The organism is Bifidobacterium pullorum subsp. saeculare (assembly GCF_016899725.1).
In the GTDB taxonomy this organism is placed as follows: Bacteria; Actinomycetota; Actinomycetes; order Actinomycetales; family Bifidobacteriaceae; genus Bifidobacterium; species Bifidobacterium pullorum_C.
This window is the reverse complement of sequence record NZ_JACLYU010000046.1, coordinates 1-2611: the sequence shown is the minus strand read 5'-3', so window position 1 is coordinate 2611 and position 2611 is coordinate 1. Positions and strand designations below refer to the sequence as shown.

Genomic DNA, 2611 nt, shown 5'->3' with positions numbered 1-2611 from the left:
GGCGGGGCGCATGCGTCCGCCGCACCCGCCCCCGCCATCACCCTCACCTACGGCGGCGGACGCATGCGCCCCGCCTGGTTCGCCGTGTTCGCCGGCCTGATCCTCGCCGTGCAGGCCGTGGTCCTGCTTGTCCAGGAAGGCTTCGCCGCGGCCGGCATCGACCTGGCCACGCCCGCCGGCGATGCGCTCGACGCCAGCATGGGTTCCCTGAGCATGGTGCTGTACGCCGACCTCGTGGGCCCCGTGGTGGAGGAGGTCGTGTTCCGCGGCCTGCTCATGCACGGGCTGCGGCCCCTGGGCCGCGTGTTCGCCATCGTGACCTCGGCGGCCATGTTCGGCCTGTACCACGACGACCTCGTGCAGGGGCTGTTCGCCTTCGGCGCCGGCCTGATGCTGGGCTTCGTGGCGATGGAATACTCGCTGTTCTGGGCAATCGCCCTGCATGTGTGCAACAACGCGCTGCTGTCCGACGCGCTCGGCCGGCTCATCGCCCCCTTCGGCGCCACCGGCGAAACCGTGGGCGGGTGGGTGGTCGTCGCCGTGGGCCTGGCCGCGCTCGTCGTGGTGCTGGTGCGGTACGGCAGCGGGTTGCGCGCGTACGTGCGCGCCCACCGCGCCGCCCCCGGCACGCATTGGGCGTGGACCAACGGATGGTTCCTCGCCTACGTCATCGTCAACGCCGCGCTCACCGCCGGCTCCTTCGCCCTCGCGATGACGGCCTGACCGCCGCCCGGCCGGCCCGGGCCGGCCGCGGGCAGGGCGTGGCATATCGTGGAGGGCATCAGATCCATCGTCCGCAACCATTCCGACCGGGGCCGCCATGAGTGATTTCCAGCCGTTCTACGATGTCAACCTCTCCTACGAGGACAACTACCGGAAGGGGCCGTTCGGTGCCTTCGCCGACGCGCTCCGGACGAACGCCGGGAACGGAGGTGACGCGGGGACCGAGATGCCCGCCGCTTCCTTCCTCGGCATCCCGGTGAACCTGCCCTTCGGCATCCCCGCCGGCCCGCTGCTCAACGAACGGTTCACGACCGCCGCGTTCCGCATGGGCTTCGACCTGGCCGTGTACAAAACCGTGCGCTCGCGCGCGTGGGGCTGTAACCCGTTCCCCAACGTGCTCGCCGTGCACCCCAAGTCGGCCGACGGGTCCCTCACCCCCGGCAGCCCCGAGCTCGACGAAGGCGTGCTCGCCGATACAAACTACGAGCTGCCGATTTCGATCTCCAACAGCTTCGGCGTGCCCAGCCGCGACCCTGACGAATGGCAACCGGATATGTGCCGTGCCATCGAGGCCGCTGGCGAAGGCCAGCTGCTCGTCCCCAGCTTCCAGGGTTCGCGCGTGGCGGGCATGGACGAGGCCGCGTACATCGCCGACCATGTGACCACCGCGCGCCTGGTCACGGAAACCGGCGCGCAGCTTATGGAAATGAACACGAGCTGCCCGAACGAAGGCCACAACCGGCTGCTGTGCCACGACCCGGCGCTGGTCGGGCGCATCACCGAGGCCGTCAAGAACGAGATCGGCGACCTGCCGCTGGTGGTCAAGCTCGCCTACATTCCCGACGACGCGGCGCTGGAGACCATGGTCCGCGCCACCGCCGCCCGCGGCACCGTGCAGGGCTTCAGCACGATCAACACGATCTCCGCCAGGCTGGTGGACGCCGACGGCAACCAGGCGCTGCCCGGCGCCGGGCGCGACCGTTCCGGCGTGTGCGGCAACGCGATCCGCGGCGCGGGTCTGGACATGGTGGCGCGCCTGGCGGCCATCCGCGAACGCCTCGGCCTCGACTTTGCGATCGTGGGCGTCGGCGGCGTCATCGAGCCGGAGCATTACGCCGCCTACCGGGCTGCGGGGGCGGACGCCGTGATGTCCGCCACCGGCGCGATGTGGGACGCCACGCTCGCCCGGCGCATCGCCCGGCAGGCCGCCGAGCGGTGAGTCTGGTCCGCTGACGCAACGTTGGCGCCGCGCGGCGCCACGGATATGAGACAACGCCACTCTTGTCCAGGGGTGGCGTTGTTGCGTTTCCGGCGGAAACAGCCGGTCGGCCCGTGGTGGCCACGGGCGGCCAGGGCGCTGCTGACGCCGCGGAGTGCCCGGGGCTGGGTACGCGGAAGGCTTGGAATACCAAGAACATCAGCGGCATGCGTCAGGCGCGGAACGCACAGGCAGCGGAAGACGTGTAGCAGATATTGCGCTGTGCGCAAGCCGCGGGGGGGGTGAAGAGTATACATAGATGGCAATGGCTTGTCATCAGGACCCAGGTTCTCTGCCAAGCCGATGATAGACGAGGTGCCTCATTTGAAAGTGAGTGCGGAACCGGGAGTGGTGCCTCGCGTGGGGTGGGCGTGAAATCCTGGTCGGTGTCGGTTGGGGTTTTGTTGTTGTCTTCCGGTCGGGTGCCCGCGATGCGTGCGGGTGTCCTGTTCGAGTATGGCGTGTCGGGGCCGGCGCGCTGCTCGAGGCGTCGGGTGCGTGGGGCGGCCATGGTCTCGGGCTGGTCCTGGATGGCGTGGGTGCGGCGGACGGGCTCGGCCGGGTTCGTCTCGGCGGTCAGGCGTTCGGTGCGTTCGCGTCGTTCGGCCGGGATGTATCCGGGTCCGCCGG

Annotated in this window: 2 protein-coding genes and 1 pseudogene; 2 read left to right on the top strand and 1 reads right to left on the bottom strand. The window is 69.9% G+C overall.

Translation table 11 applies throughout. From position 1 onward, the window contains the following. Both H7U32_RS09280 and H7U32_RS09275 read left to right on the top strand, forming a co-directional pair. The coding region (locus tag H7U32_RS09280; protein ID WP_204469782.1) for a CPBP family intramembrane glutamic endopeptidase at positions 1-723 on the top strand (723 nt) is incomplete at its 5' end. 97 nt (positions 724-820) lie between these two features. Beyond that, positions 821-1942, top strand: a complete 1122-nt coding sequence (locus H7U32_RS09275; protein WP_204469781.1) for a tRNA-dihydrouridine synthase — start codon at positions 821-823, stop codon at positions 1940-1942. Positions 1943-2153: 211 nt separating this feature from the next. On the opposite strand, the pseudogene H7U32_RS10895 reads toward H7U32_RS09275, so the two are convergent. Further along, positions 2154-2611, bottom strand: a pseudogene (locus tag H7U32_RS10895) (hypothetical protein); the annotation flags it as partial.